The sequence below is a fragment of the Flavobacterium sp. 1355 genome (genome assembly GCF_017833415.1).
In the GTDB taxonomy this organism is placed as follows: Bacteria; Bacteroidota; Bacteroidia; order Flavobacteriales; family Flavobacteriaceae; genus Flavobacterium.
This window is the reverse complement of sequence record NZ_JAFICC010000004.1, coordinates 122,511-140,467: the sequence shown is the minus strand read 5'-3', so window position 1 is coordinate 140,467 and position 17,957 is coordinate 122,511. Positions and strand designations below refer to the sequence as shown.

Sequence of the window (17,957 nt, the reverse complement as noted above, 5' to 3'; positions counted from 1 at the left end):
AAATAGCAGTAATTCTAAATTAAGTGGTTTGAAATAAAATCACAACTTGTTTTTATTGATTTAAAAGAATCAACTGCGAAGTTATTTTCTTGTTCTACAAAAAAATGTTTCACTCCCGACAGTTTTGCTTCTTTAAAAATAGGTTTAAAATCTATTGAACCAGCCCCAATTTCTGTATTCAAACCCGGGTTAAGTTTGTCCATATCCTTAACGTGCCACATTTTAAAACGTCCGGGATTTTCTTTAAACAATTGTAAAGGATCTTTTCCGGAACGTACAACCCAGTATAAATCCAATTCAAAAAACACCAAATCTTTATTGGTTTCTTTTAATAAAATTTCATAACCTGTCGTTCCGTTATAATTTTCAAATTCAAAATCATGGTTATGATATGCCAGTTTTAAACCTGCCTTATGACACATTTTTGCCGCTTCGTTTAACCGGCCGGCAATTTTCTTATAATCTTCAATATTTTGTCTGAAAGGCGGATCAACCCACGGAATTGTGAGGTATTCACTTTTTAATATTTTGGCGGCAATAATTGCAGCTTCTAATTCAGTAGTATTTCCATCGGCTAAAAAACTGCCAACTCCGTAATGGCCGCTTACGGCTTTTAATTTATTGGCGTCCAGAATTTTCTTTAATTCCATTGGAGACAATCCCCAAAACTGATCTTTTATAGAAAACCCATAGGTTTCTACTGTCGTAAATCCTGCCGAAGCTACTTTCTCTAAAGTCGTTTTTACATCCTTTGGGAGCTCGTGGCGCAGCGTGTATAATTGTAAACCTATTTCTTTTCTATTCATATTAAATGCAAATGAAGGCATGGCTAAAACAGCTGCTGCTGCCAGACTGCCATTGATTATAAAGGTTCGTCGGGAAGTCATGGTTATTAATTTAAAGTAAAACTACTTTTATTTATCAGATTTCGAATCATCAAAATTATCAAAATAAGTAAAGTCTTTGGTTATTTTTCCGTTCTCGATTGTAAATATAGTGCAAATCGGCAGCTTAAATTTTGTGCTGTCGGCTGCGGTTCCTGTAGAAACAAATTCTACTATAATATGTTTTTCATCTGAGGGATAAACATTTACAACCTCATCGTGCAAATCAGGAAAAACAGCATTAAGCTGTGCGTATTTTTCAATGGTTTGTTTTCTGGTCTGCGTTATCATTTCTGTTCCAAAAGACGGATCTTTAAAATCTGATACCGGCGAATACATATCAGCCAGTTCTTTCCATTGATGTTTGTTGAAATATTCAAAATATTGTTTCACTATTTTCTCCTTTTCTGTCGGATCCAGTTTTGATTCCTGAGATTTAGTATTGCATGCCAAAAGCATAAAAGAAGCGATAAACAAAAGGAGTATATTTTTCATCATAAGTACATTTAAAAAAGTTAGTTTTTGAGACGATAAAATCATTAAATTTTAATTAAAAATAGTAAAAAAGCTTCTGATAAATTTCCGGGAAAGCAAATTTGTTGGAAAGTTGTTCTGCTATCAGTTTTAAAACATTAAAATTCTCAAATATTTACTTTGTATCTTTGTGCCTAGAACAATTGAAGAAAAGAAATGCGAATTGACATTATAACGATTTTGCCAGAATTATTAAAAAGCCCGTTTGAGGCTTCGATTATGAAACGCGCTATAGACAAAGGTCTGGTAGAAGTTCATTTTCATAATTTACGCGATTATACAACAAACAAACAAAAAAGCGTAGATGATTATCCCTTTGGCGGCGGTGCCGGAATGGTAATGACTGTTCAGCCAATTGACGATTGCATCACGCATTTGAAAAGCCAGCGCGAATACGACGAAATTATATACATGTCCCCCGATGGCGAAACCCTGAACCAGAAAATGGCCAACACCATGTCTATGTATGAAAACATTATCATTTTATGCGGACATTATAAAGGTGTAGATCAACGCGTAAGGGATCATTTTATTACAAAAGAAATTTCGATTGGAGATTATGTTTTATCTGGCGGAGAACTAGGAGCTTTGGTTTTGTCTGATGCTTTGATCCGATTAATTCCGGGCGTTTTGAGTGACGAAACTTCGGCATTGACAGACAGTTTTCAGGATAATTTACTTTCCGGGCCTATATATACAAGACCTGCAGATTATAAAGGATGGAAAGTTCCCGAAGTTCTAACCAGCGGACATTTTGCAAAAATCGACAAATGGCGTGAGGATATGGCTTATGAGCATACGAAGAACAGACGACCTGATTTGCTTCAGGAATAAATTCCAAAATTTAAAAATTCCAATTAATCAGCTAGTTAATAAATTGGAATTTGGAATTTCCTTTCATTGGAATTTATATTTTTTTATTGAATTTTGGAGTTTTTAAAATTTGGAATTTATATTTTTTTAACTACATTTGCACCCGAATTAAACCAACCTCTGGCGAGATCCGTGAATGTTGCTTTATATAAAAAACCATAATTATAAGATATCATGGCAGATTTAATGAAATTCGTTCAAAACGAATTAGTTGCTAAAAAAGATTTCCCTGTTTTCGGAGCTGGAGATACTATCACAGTTTTCTACGAAATTAAAGAGGGTGAAAAAACAAGAACTCAGTTTTTTAAAGGAGTTGTTATTCAAAGAAGAGGTTCTGGAAACACAGAAACTTTTACTATCCGTAAAATGTCTGGAGCTATTGGAGTTGAGCGTATCTTCCCGGTAAACTTACCAGCTTTACAAAAAATTGAAATCAACAAAAAAGGAGCTGTACGTAGAGCTAGAATTTTCTACTTCAGAGAACTTACTGGTAAAAAAGCTAAGATTAAAGATAAAAGAAGATAATCATTTATCTATTTGTTATAAAAAACTCGTTTCATGTTATTTGAAACGAGTTTTTTTTGTGCCTGTTTTTTAATACCAACTCTTTTCAGAAGCTAATCCTGCTATCCGTTTTCATCGCGTTTTTACGAAGTAAATCTGTTTTATACGCGTCAAAATTAGACGCTGATTTTACTGATTCGCTAAAGCGAAAACGCTGATAAAAACGGATTTTTTCAATTACTTTCTTGATAAACTGTTAAATTATTTCAACGGATTAAAATCCGCCCATGTCGAAAATTTTAAGCATTTTATGTCATTTCGACGAAGGAGAAATCTTCATACGAGGCTCGATAAAGATTAGACTCTCGTTGTGGAGTTACTTACGGAGATTTCTCCTTCGTCGAAATGACAAGATTGTGGATAATTGTTGGACTTAGTAAACAAAAAGTTCTTGTTTTACTGTTTGCGTGAGGGATAGAAGTGGAAAGCCCACAGCCTGACGAAGGAAGTGCGAGGACTTGAAACGGATAGCCCGGTTCGCCGCGGCGAACACGCCCAAAATAAAAAAACCGACACTCATAAAAGCATCGGTTTGTATTTTTATAAAAAAATGATATTCTATACATCTATTGTCGTGCTATTGCATTTTAGTTAAAAATACAATTTTTCATACAAAAAAATAAGATCTCAATAGATTTTATAACTTTTAGCATTTTTCATTTTCAAAATCTTCCGTTTTTAACTCTGATTCATCAAAACTGTAATATTTTAATATCAAAATCATCGATTTAGCAATTTAACGATTCCGAAATAACAATTTGATAATTCCTGTATTTCTCTGTAAAACTATACCGTTTTCGGACTGTTTTTATTATATTTGCTCCGCTCGTTTTGAGCCGAATACACCTTTACATCGCTGTACTTTGGCGATACGACCATAAAAAAAAAAGAAATGACACAGAATTCAAAAATTTATTACACCTTAACTGATGAGGCGCCATTGTTAGCGACTTATTCTTTTTTACCAATTGTTCAGGCATTTACTGCTACGGCAGGTATTGCAATTGAAACCAGAGACATTTCGTTGGCAGGTAGAATCTTATCAAATTTCCCTGAAGTTCTAACAGATGCTCAAAAAACCGGAGATGCTTTGGCAGAACTTGGTCAATTAGCAACGCAGCCAGAAGCCAACATCATCAAATTGCCAAACGTTTCGGCTTCGGTACCGCAGTTAAAAGCTGCAATTGCTGAATTGCAATCTCATGGTTACAACATTCCTAATTATCCGGAAGAGCCTCAAAATGATGCTGAAAAGGAAATTAAAGGAAAATATGCTAAAGTTTTAGGTTCTGCCGTAAACCCGGTTTTACGTGAAGGAAACTCTGACCGTAGAGCGCCAAGAGCAGTTAAAAACTTCGCAAAAGCAAATCCTCACTCAATGGGTGCATGGTCTGCTGATTCTAAAACAAAAGTGGCTTCTATGCCAAACGGTGATTTTTACGGAAGTGAGAAATCATTGACTGTTGCAGATGCTAATGATGTAAAAATCGAATTTGTGGCTAAAGACGGATCTGTAACTGTTTTAAAAGCAAGTACTCCGCTTAAAGCCGGTGAAATCATCGACAGCGCTGTTTTAAGTGTAAAAAAATTAAAAGAATTTGCTGCTGAAGCAATTGCTGATGCTAGAAAAGAAGGTGTTCTTCTTTCTGTGCATTTAAAAGCGACTATGATGAAAGTTTCGGACCCGATTATCTTTGGCGCTATCGTTGAAGTATATTTTGCTGATCTTTTCAAAAAATATGAAACTTTATTTAATGAATTAAATATTGATACAAGAAATGGTTTGGGTGATATCTATGCAAAAATTGCAGGTAGACCTGAACAGGCAGAAGTTGAAGCAGACATTACTAAAGCTATCGAAAATGGACCAGCTTTGGCAATGGTTAATTCTGATAAAGGTATTACAAACTTACACGTTCCATCTGATGTTATTGTTGATGCTTCTATGCCGGCAATGATTCGTACTTCTGGACAGATGTACAATAAAGAAGGAAAACAACAAGATACAATTGCTGTGATCCCGGACCGTTCTTATGCCGGAATTTATACTGCTACTATCGATTTCTGTAAAAAACACGGTGCTTTTGATCCAAAAACAATGGGAAGTGTTCCAAACGTTGGATTAATGGCGCAAAAAGCAGAAGAATACGGATCTCACGACAAAACTTTTCAAATGAAAGGCGACGGAGTTGTTCGTGTTGTTGATGCAAAAGGAAATGTTTTAATGGAGCAAAACGTTGAAACAAACGATATTTTCAGAATGTGTCAGGCAAAAGATGCTCCTATTCAGGACTGGGTTAAACTGGCTGTAAACAGAGCTCGTTTATCAAGCACTCCTGCTGTTTTCTGGTTAGATGAGAACAGAGCGCACGACAGAGAATTGATCGTAAAAGTGCAAAAATACCTAAAAGACTACGATACTACAAACTTAGATATCCGTATTTTAAACCCGGTTGCTGCTACAGAATTTACTTTAGACAGAATCATCAAAGGTTTGGATACTATTTCTGTAACAGGAAACGTGCTTCGTGATTACTTAACAGATTTATTCCCAATTTTAGAATTAGGAACTTCTGCAAAAATGTTATCTATCGTTCCCCTAATGAATGGTGGAGGATTGTTCGAAACTGGTGCGGGAGGTTCTGCTCCAAAACACGTTGAGCAATTTACAGAAGAAGGATATTTGCGTTGGGATTCATTAGGAGAGTTTTTGGCACTTGGTGCTTCTTTAGAACACTTAGGACAAACTTTAGACAATTCTAAAGCTATTGTTTTATCTGAAACTTTGGATCAGGCAAATGATAAATTCTTAGCAAACGATAAATCTCCTGCCCGTAAAGTTGGACAGATTGATAACCGTGGTTCTCACTTTTATTTAGCTTTCTATTGGGCTCAGGCTTTGGCTGCTCAAAATAAAGATGCTGAATTAAAAGCGATCTTCACTCCAATTGCTGCTCAATTTGAAGCGAATGAAGCAAAAATCGATGCTGAACTAATTGGTGCGCAAGGAAAACCACAAACTTTGGGCGGTTATTACCAGCCAACTCCGGAGTTATTAAGCAAAGCAATGCGTCCTAGTGCAACTTTTAATGCAATTCTTGCTGAAATCAAATAACATATAGTTTTACTATTTTCACAAAAAAGACAACTCTAAACGGTTGTCTTTTTTTTCTTAACTCATATTTAACAATTTTGAGGTAATGACTTTTAATAAGAATTGTTAACTATGTAAATCAAAAACTGAGAACATGATTACAAAAAAGATTAGTTTTTTTATTCTTCTTATTTTAACGACTTTAACTTCATTTTCTCAGGAAAAATTCACTTTAAGCGGAATCGTTAGCGACTCAAAAAACAATGAAACCTTAATTGGTGTAAACCTTTATATTCCTGCCTTAAAAATTGGAACTACTACTAATGAATATGGTTTTTATTCATTGACAATTCCGGATGGTGAACACCAAATCGAAATAAGTTATGTTGGTTATCAGACTATTCAGAAAACAATTAATTTAAATCAAAATACCAAAAATAATTTTGCACTTAGCGAAGGGGGCGAAGAACTTCAGGAAGTTGTGATTACCGATAATAAAGGCAGAATCAATACTAAATCTCCTGAAATGAGCACCAATAAACTTTCGATAGCCACAATCAAAAAAATGCCTGTTGTTTTGGGAGAAGTAGATGTTTTAAAATCTATTTTATTACTTCCGGGTGTTACCAATGCCGGCGAAGGCGCTTCGGGATTTAACGTTCGCGGTGGTGGTGCCGATCAGAATTTAATTTTGCTGGATGAAGCTACTATATTTAATTCTTCGCATGTTTTTGGTTTCTTTTCGGTTTTTAATCCGGATGCCATCAAAGATTTAAAACTCTATAAAGGAGGAATTCCTGCCCGATACGGAGGAAGAGCTTCTTCTGTTCTGGATATTTACCAAAAAGACGGGAGCAGTAAAGATTTTCATGTAAATGGTGGAATTGGTTTAATTTCAAGCCGAATTCTTGCCGAAGGTCCTTTGGTAAAAGACAAAGGTTCTTTTCTTATCGGAGGAAGGGCTTCTTATGCACATTTATTTTTAAAACTATCTGAAGACCAAAAAGACAATTCGGCTTATTTTTATGATCTGAATACTAAATTGAGTTATAAACTCAATGACAATAACAGTTTGTATTTATCAGGATATTTTGGCCGTGATGTTTTTAGCCTGAACAAAAGTTTTACTAATATTTACGGAAATGCAACTTTGAACCTTCGTTGGAATCACTTGTTCTCAGATAAATTATTTTCTAATTTATCCCTTATTTACAGCGATTATTATTACGGACTTGATTTGGATTTTGTAGGTTTTAAATGGGATTCAGGAATTAAAAACTACAACATAAAATACGATTTCAAGAATTACATTTCAGATAAATTCAAATTAAATTATGGCTTAAACGGGATTTATTATGAGTTCAATCCCGGAACTATCAAGCCAAGCAGTGATGTGTCTGGCATAAATCCAGATCAGTTAGATAAAAAATATGCTTTTGAGCCTTCTGTTTACATTGATGCAGAAAACCAGATTACCAACAAACTAACAGTTGCTTACGGATTACGCTATAGTTTGTTCTATCGTTTGGGAGAGTCAACTATTAATTTTTATGATAATAATAGTCCCGTTGTTTTCAATTCTGATTTGCAGATTTATGAGAAAGGCACGCCATCTTCAACTAAATATTATGGCAAAAACAAAGTGGTTCAGAGCTATAATAATCTGGAACCCCGATTTGCTCTTTCTTATCAGTTAAATGATGAAGAAGCAATAAAAGTCAGTTATAACAGAATGGCGCAATATCTTCAATTGATTTCAAATACCTCATCTCCTACTCCGCTGGATGTCTGGATGCCAAGTGACAATTACATAAAGCCGCAAATTGCAGATCAGGTTGCTTTGGGTTATTTTAGAAACATCAATGGCGGCGCTTATTCTCTTGAGGCCGAAACATATTTTAAAAAAGTCCAGAATCGTTTAGATTATATTGATGGTGCCGATCTCATTGCAAATGAAGCTATTGAACAGGTGATTTTAAATGGCCGTATGAGAAGTTATGGTCTGGAAATTATGGTCAAAAAAAATGAAGGCAAATTCAATGGATGGATTTCATATACCATATCAAAATCAGAACAACAGACTCCGGGAAGAACTCCTGACGAAATCGGAATCAATAACGGCCAATGGTATAATTCTGCGTATGATAAAACACATAATCTGGCCATAACATCTGCATACAATCTCAATGAAAAATGGTCCTTTGGTGCGAACTTCGCTTTGCAGTCCGGGCAGCCTGTTACGTATCCCAATGGTCAATATGAGTATTTAGGAATAACAGTACCAAGCTATGGACTGAGAAATGAGCATCGTTTACCGGCTTATCATCATCTGGATATTTCGGCAACGCTGACGCCGAGAAAAAACAAGGACAGGAACTGGAAAGGCGAATGGGTTTTTAGTATCTACAATTTGTATAATCGAAAAAATGCCGCTTCGATAAATTTTCGCCAAAATGTTGATACCGGTATAAATGAAGCAGTAAAAACATCGATTTTTCGAATTGTCCCGGCTGTTAGCTATAATTTTAAATTTTAGAAAATTAATTTCTTCAAGAAATAAATACAATATGAAAAAAGTAATTTTATTAACTGTTTTTTTGATTTCACTCTTCTTTACAAGTTGTGAAGAAGTTGTTGATGTTGATCTCGATACAGCACCGCCAAAATTGGTTATTGAAGCTGCAATCAATTGGAAAAAAGGAACCAACGGTGCACAACAGGTTATTAGGCTAACGACCACAACAGGATATTTTGAAGATCAGATTCCCGTAGTTTCGGGGGCAACTGTTTTTATAAAGAACAGTGAGAACCAACAATTTAATTTTATTGAAGTACCTAAAAGCGGACGTTATATCTGTCCCAATTTTAAACCCGTAATTAATGAAGAATATACACTGACTATTGTGACAAACGGTAATACGTATACAGCAAAAGAAACCATGAAAGCTATTGCGCCCATAACCAGGATTGAACAAAATAATGAAGGTGGTTTTACCGGAAAAGATATTGAGATCAAAGCGTTTTATAATGATCCCGCTGATGAAACAAATTATTATTTATATAGATATGTATATTCGAATAAAATAGCATCTACTTTTTATGTTGATGAAGACAAGTTTTTTCAGGGTAATGAATTTTTCAGTATTTCAGATGATGACGAGCTAAAAGCCGGAGATGAAATTGAAATTACCCATATTGGAATCTCAAAACAATATTATAATTATATGAATATCCTTGTCAGTATTGCAGGAAGCAATGTTGGAGGTCCGTTTCAGTCACCGCCGGCTACTGTAAAAGGAAATATTGTAAATACAACAGATAAAGCGAATTATCCTTTGGGCTATTTTTCGCTAAGCGAAATAGATACAAGAAAATATATTATTGAATAATACTTATAAATGGAAGCCAGAATTGAAATTGCTACAGAAAAAAAACTTATAGGAAAACATATTACAATGTCATTTCTTGAAAATAAAACCTTTGAATTGTGGTCTTCATTCATGCCTCGCCGCAAAGAAATAAAAAACCAGATTGGCTCTGATTTATATTCCTTAGAAGTTTTTACTCCGGGGCATTTTAATGAATTTGATCCCAAAGAACATTTCGAAAAATGGGCAGCCGTTGAAGTCTCAGATTTTAGCGAAATTCCAGCCGAAATGGAGAGCTTAATAATTCCTCCACAATTATACGCTGTTTTTATTCATAAAGGTGACCAGAATGAGGCTTATAAAACCTATCATGGTATATTTGTAGAATGGCTGCCAAACTCAGAATATACTGTTGATGACCGCCCGCATTTTGCCATAATGGGTGAGAAGTACAAAAAAAATGATCCTGACTCTGAAGAAGAAATCTGGATTCCGATAAAAAACAAATTATAAAAATCATGCTAATCGAAACACTAAAATCGCTTTTTACCCGTGATCTTAATAAACTCAAATTAGAAATAGAATCCTATCAGGACGAATCTAAAATTTGGGCAATCGACAAAAATATCTCAAATTCTGCCGGAAATCTTTGCCTTCATTTAATTGGCAATATTAATACCTATATTGGTGCACAACTTGGAAAAACCGGTTACATTCGCAACAGACCTTTGGAATTTTCCTTAAAAGATATTCCGAAATCAGAATTAATCCATAAAATAGAACAAACAATTGCCATGGTAAATACTGTTTTCGATTCTTTAACCGAAGCTGATCTAGAAGCCATTTATCCGGAAATTGTTTTCGAAAAAGAAATGACAACCGGATATTTTCTGGTGCATCTTTCTACACATTTGGCATATCATTTAGGTCAGATAAATTATCATAGAAGATTTATTTAATTTTAGAGTTTAGATTTTAGATTAAAATCACTGGCTCAAAATATTTGGTGCAGATTAATCTAATCTGCGGCAAAAAATCTAAAATCTAAAATCAGAACTCTAAAATTCTACCCGTACCTTTGCATCTCAAAAAAAAATCAACATGTCATCACACCATATTGTACGCGACGACCAGGAACCTGCCTTAATCATTGCCAACGGAGCAGCCTGTGACCCAGAGTTACTAGGGCAATTATTAGAATGGTCTCCATTGGTTGTGGTACTCGATTCTGCCATAGAAAGAGTTCTTGAATTGGGCATTAAAGTCGATGTACTTCTGGGAGATTTCGATCGTGGTTTTGATCCCGAAATTTACAGAACGTCACAATATCCTATCGAAATTGTATACGCACCGGATCAAAATAAAACAGATCTTGAAAAAGCTTTTGATTATTTAATACAAAGACAAATTCCTGCCGCAAATGTTGTTTGGGCCACAGGAAAACGCGCCGATCATACTATTACAAATCTTACCAATATTGTGCGTTATCGCAATTTGCTTAAAATTGTAATTCTCGACGATCATTCTAAAATATTTTTATTACCCAACAAATTCGAGAAATGGTATACAGCAAAAACACCAATTTCTCTTATTCCAATTGGTGTTGTAAATGGTATTTTTTCGAATAACTTAAAATACGAATTAAACAATGATACACTTACAATGGGCTACAGAACCGGAAGCAGTAATTCTGTAGAAAAAGACGGTATTGTGACGATTACACATCTTGAAGGTGATCTTCTTTTGATGGAATGTTTTGACTAAAATGAATCTCAGAGGAGTGAATTGTGAAATATTAATAAATGTCGCTCCTATGGAGCTTTATTGATAACGCAAACTAATTTTGCTATAAATATTACGCTCCGCTGAGTTTTTTAAAACCACATAAAGAAATCCCATCGCGATGAAATATTTATAGAAATATTAATCACACATTTAGGCAAAGCGCCATCGGGGTGAAATTCTAAGCATCCAAAAAAGGAATCGCTATCTTTACACAGAAATCAAGACAAATGAAAGCAGAAAACAATTTACAAAAAGACAATTTACACCCAAGAAATCTCCATCGTTCGCAATATGATTTCAAAAAACTGATTTCGAATTGTCCTGAATTGAAAGCTTTTGTTTCCATCAATAAACACGGAATTCAAACTATTGACTTTAGCAATCCGATTGCAGTAAAAACGTTGAATAAAGCTTTATTACAAACGTATTACGATATTCAAAACTGGAGTATTCCTAAAAATTATCTTTGTCCGCCAATTCCAGGGCGTGCAGATTATATACATTACATCGCAGATTTATTGGCAGAAAGTCATAATAATGAAACTCCAAATACTTCTAATGTTTTAGGTTTAGACATCGGAACAGGCGCAAATTTAATCTATCCGATATTAGGATGCAGCATTTACAATTGGAGCTTTGTAGGTACAGATATTGACAAAATGGCAATCCAGAATTGTAGTAAAATTATAGAAGCCAATCCAAAACTAATTGACGCTATAAGTTTACAACAACAAACCGAATCGCGTTTTATTTTTAAAAATATCATTACACCCGAAGACCGCTTTACTTTTACAATGTGTAATCCTCCATTTCATGCTTCTGCAGAAGAAGCAAATAAAAGTACCGTTAGAAAAGTTTCTAATTTAAATCCGAAGGAAAAGAAAACTTCCAATCCTGTTCTAAATTTCGGAGGTCAAAATGCTGAATTATGGTGTAATGGAGGCGAAATTGGTTTTGTAACACAAATGATTTACGAAAGTGCAAAATATGCTTCGCAATGTTTATGGTTTACAACTTTGGTTTCTAAAAAGGAAAATCTCTCTTCTATTTATAAAATTTTAAAAAAGGTAAATGCAGTTTCGATAAAAACAATCGAAATGTCGCAAGGACAGAAAAATAGTCGTATTGTAGCCTGGAGTTTTTTAAACGAAAAAGAACAATTGGACTGGAAAATTTAAGCTTTTGAAAGCAATTTATAACATATAGTTTTGTAACTTAGAGATAAAAACACCTCTATATGAACAGTCTTAAACTAAAAAATACGTTGATTTCTGAAATCAGTCAAATTGATGATACAGCTTTTTTGTCTGCCCTAAAAATAATTGTTGACAGCAGAAAAACATCTCTGGAAAATAATTTTAAGGAAAACAATTATGAACTTACATTATCTGAAGAAGATATTGTGGCCAATGATTTTTATTCGCAATCAGAAATACTGTCAGAAGTTGAAAAGTGGAAGTTGTCTTAAAAATTTATTTAAACAACATTATAATTATGATAGTTTAAAACATAATTGTATTACATGTTAAATTTTATTTTCAGGTAATTTTAGTATATCTAATTCACTACTATGCTAAAAAAATCGCTACAAATTGTTATCTTATTTCTTTTTATAGGATGTTCTTCCACAAAAACAAAATTTGAAGATTACAGCTTTAAAACCAAAAAAGAAAAAGATTCTTATACAGCTTCATACAATAAGGCCCTCAAACTTTGGGATATTCCCTATACAGAAGAAAATATTAAAACCTCTTACGGAACTGCACATGTTATTATTGCAGGGCCAAAAAATGGGAAAGATTTGGTTTTACTTCACGGAATGGACGCCAGTTCTACAATGTGGTATCCCAACATTAAGGTTTTGGCCAAAACGCACCGTGTTTATGCTATCGATTTTTTAATGGAGCCAAACAAATCTGTTTTAAAAGATAAGCCACTTTCTTTAGAAGAAATTGTGATTTGGTACAACGAGATTTTCAATCATTATAAATTAAAGAAATTTGATATTGTTGGAGCTTCTCGTGGCGGATGGATAGCAACTTTGTTAGCAACCCAGAAACATAATTCTATTGACAAAATAGTTTTATTAAGTCCGGCGCAGACTTTTAAATTTATTGACAAAATAGGAAAAACATCTTCAGCCTTGATGCTCAAGCTTTTTCCGAGCGAAAAAAAATTCGGAAAAACATTAAACACTTTCTCCACACATCCTGAAAAAATAAGCCCGGCTTACAAAAGGCAATTTTATCTTGCTAATAAATATGCAAAATCAAATTCCAGCATGCTTAAAATGCATCCATTCTCAGACGACGAATTAAAATCAATTCAAAATCCTGTTTTGGTTCTAATTGGTGATCATGATGTGATTAACGGCGAAGACAGTGTTGAAAGAGCGCAAAAATATCTGGTAAACAGCAAAACCAAAATTATAAAAGATGCCGGACATTTCTTAAGCATCGATCAGTCTAAAATAACCAATACAGCTATGATAGACTTTTTAGAATGATGATTTCTTATAAGAATTCAAAGTTTGTATCTTTACAAGACTTAATTTTCAGCCATTCAAAATGAAATTCGAAGTTTTCTCAGAATATAGCCCAAAAGGTGATCAGCCTCAGGCAATCCAGAAATTGGCACAAGGTGTCGTTGATGGAGAAAAATACCAAACCTTACTGGGAGTTACGGGTTCCGGTAAAACTTTTACTGTTGCCAATGTTATTCAGGAAGTGCAAAGACCAACACTGGTTTTGGCACACAACAAAACTTTGGCAGCACAATTGTATTCGGAGTTCAAACAGTTTTTTCCCAATAACGCTGTAGAATATTTCGTTTCGTACTACGATTATTATCAGCCGGAAGCTTTTATGCCTGTTACAGGAGTTTTTATTGAAAAAGATTTATCTATCAACGAAGAGCTTGAAAAAATGCGTTTAAGCACCACTTCTTCTCTCCTTTCAGGGCGTCGTGATGTTTTGGTCGTAGCATCGGTTTCTTGTTTGTATGGTATAGGAAATCCGGTTGAATTTAAGAAAAACGTAATCGAAATTACAAGAGATCAGGTTATTTCGAGAACAAAATTATTGCACAGTCTGGTACAGAGTTTATATGCCAGAACAGAAGCCGATTTTAATCCGGGAACTTTTAGAATTAAAGGCGACACGGTAGAAGTATATCCAAGTTATGCCGATGACGCATTTAGAATCCACTTTTTTGGAGACGAAATTGAAGAAATAGAATCATTTGATGCCAAGACATCGCAAGTCATCGAAAAATTTAAAAGACTCACGATTTATCCCGCCAATATGTTTGTGACTTCTCCCGAAGTTCTACAAGGAGCTATTTGGGAAATTCAGCAGGATTTGGTCAAACAAGTAGATTATTTTAAAGAAATAGGCAAACACCTCGAAGCAAAACGTTTGGAAGAACGAACTAATTTTGATCTTGAAATGATTCGGGAATTAGGTTATTGTTCGGGAATTGAAAATTATTCGCGTTATCTTGACGGACGACAAGCCGGCACAAGGCCTTTCTGTCTGTTAGATTATTTTCCAAACGATTTTTTGATGATCGTTGATGAAAGTCACGTAACGGTTTCTCAGGTTCATGCCATGTACGGCGGAGACAGAAGCCGTAAAGAAAATCTGGTAGAGTATGGTTTTAGGCTTCCGGCTGCGATGGATAACCGTCCGTTGAAATTCGAGGAATTTGAGGCATTACAAAATCAGGTAATTTATGTATCTGCAACCCCTGCTGATTATGAATTGCAAAAATCTGATGGTATATATGTAGAACAGATTATTCGTCCAACGGGATTATTAGACCCAACAATAGAAGTTCGCCCGAGTCTAAATCAGATTGATGATTTAATCGAAGAAATTCAGGTACGCTGCGAATTAGATGAACGGGTTTTAGTTACAACCCTGACCAAAAGAATGGCCGAAGAACTGGCAAAATACTTAACCAAAGTTAACGTTCGATGCCGTTATATTCACTCAGAAGTAGATACTTTGGAGCGTATCGAAATCATGCAGGATTTAAGAAAAGGTATTTTTGATGTTCTTATTGGTGTAAACCTGCTTCGTGAAGGGCTTGATTTGCCCGAAGTTTCTCTTGTAGCGATTCTTGATGCCGATAAAGAAGGGTTTCTTCGTAATCACAGGTCTTTGACCCAAACTATTGGTCGTGCCGCAAGAAACTTAAACGGTAAAGCAATTTTGTATGCTGATAAAATTACAGCCAGTATGCAGAAAACAATTGACGAAACCGAATACAGAAGAACAAAGCAAATTAACTTTAATACAGCTAACAATATTGTGCCTCAGGCATTGAATAAAAAAATCGAAAGTGCTTTTACTAAAAATCCATTAGTAGAATATGAATTAGGCCATACACTGACTGCTGCTGCAGAACCGGAAACGGCTTATATGTCTAAGGCAGATTTGGAGAAAATGATTCGTGAAAAACGTAAATCTATGGAAAAAGCAGCAAAAGAACTTGACTTTTTACAAGCTGCTAAATTGCGTGATGATATTAAAAAACTACAGGAACAATTGGCTTAATTGTGTTGTTCCTGAAATACCTTTAGCAGAAGTTTAGGATCAATTATCGCATTTGGTGCTTTTTTCATTAAATCCAGAATTCTTTTTGTTGCATTTGGATTCAGTCCCATTTCGATTGCAATTTGCTGAATGGCTTTGGCCTCTTTTGCATGCAGAATGCCGTCACAATGCATAATTAAAGCCAGTCTGTAAAACTGCTGAATACGCTGAAACTCTGATCTTATAACTAATGGTTTTATTTCCTGATGAAATAAATCATTAAACTCAGTACGATCTATATTTAATTCCTGTGCCACAATCCATAGAAATTCATGCTCACGTTTATGCAGATTCCCATCGATTGTAGAAAAAGCGATCATTTCTAAAAGTAAACTTTTCTTTTCTATTTGCGTATTCATCAAATTTGTATTTTTAGCTAAAATATTGTTTTTAAGTATAAACACAAAACTAATGACTCGAGGTTTCTTCATTTTTATATTCTTTTGGATGATATCCGGGAATGCCCAAAGCACCGCTTCAAAAAATGTATCGACTTTTACTATCGAGGCACCTCAGCTCAAAACCACAAAAGAAATCTGGATTTATCTTCCTGAGGATTATGCAACAGCAGTAAAAAAGAAATTTAGTGTAATCTACATGCATGATGCGCAAAATCTATTTGATACAAAGACTTCTTTTGTTGGTGAATGGAATGTCGATGAAAAACTGGATAGTTTAAAAGCACAGGTAATTGTGGTCGGAATTGAGCATGGAAACGAAAAACGCATAGAAGAATTAACACCTTATAAAAATGAAAAATACGGCGGCGGAAATGCCGATAATTATGTTGATTTTATTGTAAAAACTTTAAAACCATATATCGACAAAAACTACAGAACCAAAACAAAACCCAAAAACACTATAATTATGGGAAGTTCGCTGGGTGGTTTGGTATCTTATTATGCTGCTGTAAAATATCCCGAAGTTTTTGGTAAGGCCGGCATTTTTTCTCCTTCATTTTGGTTTTCAAAAGAAATTTTCACTTTTACCGAAAAAGCCCCAAAAATCAAAACAAAAATATATTTTTTATGTGGAGACAATGAAGATGAAAATATGGTAAAAGATGTGACTAAAATGGAGTATTTACTAGACACTAAACGCTGCTATTGCCTTCATCTTACCAAAACTAAAGTTGTAAAAAACGGACAGCATAATGAAAAACTCTGGCGCGATGGTTTTGCAAAAGCAATAGTATGGCTTGGTTATTAAAAATAATTTTATAATATGAAATTAATAGTAAGAGCTTACGATCTTAAACTGAAACACACTTTTAGGATTTCGAGAAAATCAATTGATTTTCAGCCTTCAGTTATTGTCGAGCTACAAGAAGATGGTTTTTCCGGTTTTGGTGAGGCAACTTCAAATCCGTATTATAATATCACAATTGATATCATACAAAACGATATTGAACTAATTCGTAATAATATTGAAAATACTTCGAATGAAACTCCCGAGGAATTCTGGCTCAAATTAAGTCCTTTTTTACAAAACAATCCATTTGCTTTATGCGCTTTAGATAATGCTTATAATGATTTGTATGCGCGCAAAAAAGGCAAAAAACTATATGAATTATGGAATTACGACATAGCAAATAATCCGTTAACAAATTACACAATCGGTATTGGAAGTATCGAAAATATGATTGCTAAAATGAAAGAACTTCCGTGGCCGATTTATAAAATAAAACTGGGCACTCCGGAAGATATTGCAATTGTAACCGAATTAAGAAAACAGAGCGATGCTGTTTTTAGGGTTGATGCCAATTGCGCCTGGACGGTTGAGGAAACTTTATCGAATGCTGAAATTCTAAAAAAATTAAATGTGGAATTTATCGAACAGCCCCTAAAAGCAAACGATTGGCAAGGTCAGCGGGAAGTTTTTAAAAACTCCGTTTTGCCAATCATAGCCGATGAGAGTTGCATTATAGAAAGTGATGTTGTAAAATGTTACAATCATTTTCATGGCGTAAATATCAAATTAATGAAATGTGGCGGAATTACACCCGGCAGAAGAATGATTGCTGAGGCTAAAAAACTTGGTTTAAAAACAATGGTAGGATGTATGACAGAATCAACTGTTGGAATTTCTTCGATTGCTCATTTATTACCCGAATTAGATTATGTCGATATGGATGGTCCTTTATTATTGGCCGAAGATATAGCCAGCGGTATAACAATTGAAAACGGCAAAACATTTTACCCTGACAGAACCGGAACTGGCGTAATTTTGTTCTGACATTCCTTGGAAAATAATGTAC

At 34.6% G+C, this 17,957-nt stretch carries 17 protein-coding genes; 14 read left to right on the top strand and 3 right to left on the bottom strand.

The features are described from left to right. Positions 1–14: 14 nt before the first annotated feature. Together JOD96_RS06440 and JOD96_RS06435 are read right to left on the bottom strand one after the other, a co-directional pair. Positions 15–887: a sugar phosphate isomerase/epimerase family protein gene (locus JOD96_RS06440; RefSeq protein WP_209563455.1), complete on the bottom strand. Its 873-nt coding sequence runs from the start codon at positions 885–887 to the stop codon at positions 15–17. A 27-nt stretch (positions 888–914) separates the two neighbouring features. Next, positions 915–1,379: a nuclear transport factor 2 family protein gene (locus tag JOD96_RS06435; protein WP_209563454.1), complete on the bottom strand. Its 465-nt coding sequence runs from the start codon at positions 1,377–1,379 to the stop codon at positions 915–917. A 195-nt stretch (positions 1,380–1,574) separates the two neighbouring features. On the opposite strand from JOD96_RS06435, the gene trmD reads away from it, so the two are divergent. The 12 genes from trmD to uvrB all read left to right on the top strand — a co-directional run bounded on the left by trmD (position 1,575) and on the right by uvrB (position 15,661). Beyond that, positions 1,575–2,252: a tRNA (guanosine(37)-N1)-methyltransferase TrmD gene (trmD, locus tag JOD96_RS06430; protein WP_192185512.1), complete on the top strand. Its 678-nt coding sequence runs from the start codon at positions 1,575–1,577 to the stop codon at positions 2,250–2,252. A 213-nt stretch (positions 2,253–2,465) separates the two neighbouring features. Beyond that, positions 2,466–2,816 (top strand): 50S ribosomal protein L19, encoded by a 351-nt coding sequence (gene rplS / locus JOD96_RS06425; RefSeq protein ID WP_026981821.1) that lies wholly within the window; start codon positions 2,466–2,468, stop codon positions 2,814–2,816. A 931-nt stretch (positions 2,817–3,747) separates the two neighbouring features. Next, positions 3,748–5,970, top strand: coding sequence for an NADP-dependent isocitrate dehydrogenase (locus JOD96_RS06420; RefSeq protein ID WP_209563453.1), 2,223 nt, complete (start codon positions 3,748–3,750; stop codon positions 5,968–5,970). Between the two features lie 133 nt (positions 5,971–6,103). Then, entirely contained in the window at positions 6,104–8,485 is a 2,382-nt protein-coding gene (locus JOD96_RS06415) for a TonB-dependent receptor (protein ID WP_209563452.1), read from the top strand. Between the two features lie 31 nt (positions 8,486–8,516). Further along, the gene (locus JOD96_RS06410; protein ID WP_209563451.1) at positions 8,517–9,338 is read left to right on the top strand and encodes a DUF4249 domain-containing protein; all 822 of its coding nucleotides are present in this window, start codon (positions 8,517–8,519) and stop codon (positions 9,336–9,338) included. A gap of 9 nt (positions 9,339–9,347) precedes the next feature. Continuing rightward, entirely contained in the window at positions 9,348–9,830 is a 483-nt protein-coding gene (locus tag JOD96_RS06405) for a GyrI-like domain-containing protein (protein WP_209563450.1), read from the top strand. A 5-nt stretch (positions 9,831–9,835) separates the two neighbouring features. Then, positions 9,836–10,276 (top strand): DinB family protein, encoded by a 441-nt coding sequence (locus JOD96_RS06400; protein ID WP_209563449.1) that lies wholly within the window; start codon positions 9,836–9,838, stop codon positions 10,274–10,276. 142 nt (positions 10,277–10,418) lie between these two features. After that, positions 10,419–11,081, top strand: a complete 663-nt coding sequence (locus tag JOD96_RS06395; protein ID WP_209563448.1) for a thiamine diphosphokinase — start codon at positions 10,419–10,421, stop codon at positions 11,079–11,081. A 248-nt stretch (positions 11,082–11,329) separates the two neighbouring features. Further along, on the top strand, positions 11,330–12,280 hold the full coding sequence (gene rlmF / locus JOD96_RS06390; RefSeq protein ID WP_209563447.1) for a 23S rRNA (adenine(1618)-N(6))-methyltransferase RlmF: 951 nt from the start codon (positions 11,330–11,332) through the stop codon (positions 12,278–12,280). A gap of 59 nt (positions 12,281–12,339) precedes the next feature. Further along, on the top strand, positions 12,340–12,570 hold the full coding sequence (locus JOD96_RS06385; RefSeq protein ID WP_209563446.1) for a hypothetical protein: 231 nt from the start codon (positions 12,340–12,342) through the stop codon (positions 12,568–12,570). 102 nt (positions 12,571–12,672) lie between these two features. After that, positions 12,673–13,608, top strand: coding sequence for an alpha/beta fold hydrolase (locus JOD96_RS06380; protein WP_209563445.1), 936 nt, complete (start codon positions 12,673–12,675; stop codon positions 13,606–13,608). A gap of 61 nt (positions 13,609–13,669) precedes the next feature. Further along, a complete protein-coding gene (uvrB, locus tag JOD96_RS06375) occupies positions 13,670–15,661 on the top strand; it encodes an excinuclease ABC subunit UvrB (RefSeq protein WP_209563444.1) in 1,992 nt (663 codons plus the stop codon). On the opposite strand, the gene JOD96_RS06370 is transcribed toward uvrB, so the two are convergent. After that, positions 15,658–16,059, bottom strand: coding sequence for an excinuclease ABC subunit B (locus tag JOD96_RS06370; RefSeq protein WP_209563443.1), 402 nt, complete (start codon positions 16,057–16,059; stop codon positions 15,658–15,660). The genes uvrB and JOD96_RS06370 overlap by 4 nt on opposite strands. 52 nt (positions 16,060–16,111) lie before the next feature. On the opposite strand from JOD96_RS06370, the gene JOD96_RS06365 reads away from it, so the two are divergent. Then, complete coding sequence (locus JOD96_RS06365; protein WP_209563442.1) at positions 16,112–16,909, top strand: alpha/beta hydrolase; 798 nt, start codon at positions 16,112–16,114, stop codon at positions 16,907–16,909. A gap of 15 nt (positions 16,910–16,924) precedes the next feature. Then, entirely contained in the window at positions 16,925–17,935 is a 1,011-nt protein-coding gene (locus tag JOD96_RS06360; protein ID WP_209563441.1) for a dipeptide epimerase, read from the top strand. Positions 17,936–17,957 lie beyond the last annotated feature (22 nt).

Coding starts and splice junctions, on each gene's coding strand:
- JOD96_RS06440 (WP_209563455.1), bottom strand. CDS start 887: ATGACTTCCCGACGAACCTTTATAATCAATGGCAGTCTGGCAGCAGCA.
- JOD96_RS06435 (WP_209563454.1), bottom strand. CDS start 1,379: ATGAAAAATATACTCCTTTTGTTTATCGCTTCTTTTATGCTTTTGGCA.
- trmD (WP_192185512.1), top strand. CDS start 1,575: ATGCGAATTGACATTATAACGATTTTGCCAGAATTATTAAAAAGCCCG.
- rplS (WP_026981821.1), top strand. CDS start 2,466: ATGGCAGATTTAATGAAATTCGTTCAAAACGAATTAGTTGCTAAAAAA.
- JOD96_RS06420 (WP_209563453.1), top strand. CDS start 3,748: ATGACACAGAATTCAAAAATTTATTACACCTTAACTGATGAGGCGCCA.
- JOD96_RS06415 (WP_209563452.1), top strand. CDS start 6,104: ATGATTACAAAAAAGATTAGTTTTTTTATTCTTCTTATTTTAACGACT.
- JOD96_RS06410 (WP_209563451.1), top strand. CDS start 8,517: ATGAAAAAAGTAATTTTATTAACTGTTTTTTTGATTTCACTCTTCTTT.
- JOD96_RS06405 (WP_209563450.1), top strand. CDS start 9,348: ATGGAAGCCAGAATTGAAATTGCTACAGAAAAAAAACTTATAGGAAAA.
- JOD96_RS06400 (WP_209563449.1), top strand. CDS start 9,836: ATGCTAATCGAAACACTAAAATCGCTTTTTACCCGTGATCTTAATAAA.
- JOD96_RS06395 (WP_209563448.1), top strand. CDS start 10,419: ATGTCATCACACCATATTGTACGCGACGACCAGGAACCTGCCTTAATC.
- rlmF (WP_209563447.1), top strand. CDS start 11,330: ATGAAAGCAGAAAACAATTTACAAAAAGACAATTTACACCCAAGAAAT.
- JOD96_RS06385 (WP_209563446.1), top strand. CDS start 12,340: ATGAACAGTCTTAAACTAAAAAATACGTTGATTTCTGAAATCAGTCAA.
- JOD96_RS06380 (WP_209563445.1), top strand. CDS start 12,673: ATGCTAAAAAAATCGCTACAAATTGTTATCTTATTTCTTTTTATAGGA.
- uvrB (WP_209563444.1), top strand. CDS start 13,670: ATGAAATTCGAAGTTTTCTCAGAATATAGCCCAAAAGGTGATCAGCCT.
- JOD96_RS06370 (WP_209563443.1), bottom strand. CDS start 16,059: ATGAATACGCAAATAGAAAAGAAAAGTTTACTTTTAGAAATGATCGCT.
- JOD96_RS06365 (WP_209563442.1), top strand. CDS start 16,112: ATGACTCGAGGTTTCTTCATTTTTATATTCTTTTGGATGATATCCGGG.
- JOD96_RS06360 (WP_209563441.1), top strand. CDS start 16,925: ATGAAATTAATAGTAAGAGCTTACGATCTTAAACTGAAACACACTTTT.